The sequence below is a fragment of the Streptosporangium minutum genome (assembly GCF_002149035.1).
GTDB lineage: Bacteria > Actinomycetota > Actinomycetes > Streptosporangiales > Streptosporangiaceae > Streptosporangium > Streptosporangium minutum.
In genome coordinates, this window is sequence record NZ_NGFP01000523.1 from 1 (window position 1) to 962 (window position 962).

Consider the following 962-nt stretch of genomic DNA (forward strand, 5'->3'; position numbering starts at 1 on the left):
ACGTACAGAGAAAGGTTTCCTGGTCGGGCCGGTTCTTCTTGTCCACGTGCCCGCAGGCCGAGCAGCCTCGCGAGGTGTAGGCCGGGTCCACGTAGACCACGGCGACACCGGCACGGGCCGCCTTGTAGGCAATGAACCGGCCGAGCTGGTGGAAGCTCCACGAATGCAGCGTGACCCGCTGGGGCTTACGGAGCCGTACCCGGTCGCGGATGCCCTGGAGATCTTCCAGGGCGATCCCCTGCCCGGTGCGTGTCGCCTCGGTCACGATGCGTTTGGCAATGGTGTGGTTGATGTTCGCGGCGAAACGCGCTTCCTTGCGGCGGCGTTTCTTCAGCAGCCGTTTCGCGGATGTGGTGTTCTTACGCTGCAATCGGCGACGCAGTTCCCGGTGCCGGTGACGGACCGCGTTCAAGGCCTTGCCACTGTGGCGAACCCCGCCACTGGTGGTGGCGAGGTTGGCGATCCCCAGATCCACGCCGAGGAACCCGTCCGGGCCGATGACCGGCACATCCAGCAGGTCGCAGGTGGCGATGAGGAACCACCTGCCATCGCGATACAGAAGGTCCGATTCGCCCTTGCGGTAGGCGGCCAACGTCGTGAGCTGATCGGCCGAGGCGGTGAACGCCACGCTCTTCATCCGCCCGCGCGTGGTCCAGATCGACACTGTCCGCGCATCCATCTGCCAGGACAGACAGCGGTCGTCGAACGGCTGGGCCGCGCTGGGGCGAAAGACAATCGGCGTGGCCAGGGCCCGCTCGCGCCGCGCGGAGCCGGGCCTGCCCACGTTGCCGTTGCGGAGATTGGCGTGCAGCGTGGCGTAGGCGTCGGTGACCTTCTTGATGACGTGCTGCGCGGCCTGAGCCGCCAGCCCGTAGTTGTCCTTGATCTGCCCGTAGGCGTGCTTGCGCAGGTCGTAATTGCGAAATACCCGCTGGCTGTGGGCGAGCGCCGCCACCCAGGTG

General features: G+C 66.6%; 1 protein-coding gene. It reads right to left on the bottom strand.

Going from position 1 to position 962, the window contains the following annotated elements; translation table 11 throughout:
• A partial coding sequence (locus CA984_RS44175) for an RNA-guided endonuclease InsQ/TnpB family protein (protein WP_086579175.1) occupies positions 1-962 on the bottom strand: 962 nt, incomplete at both ends.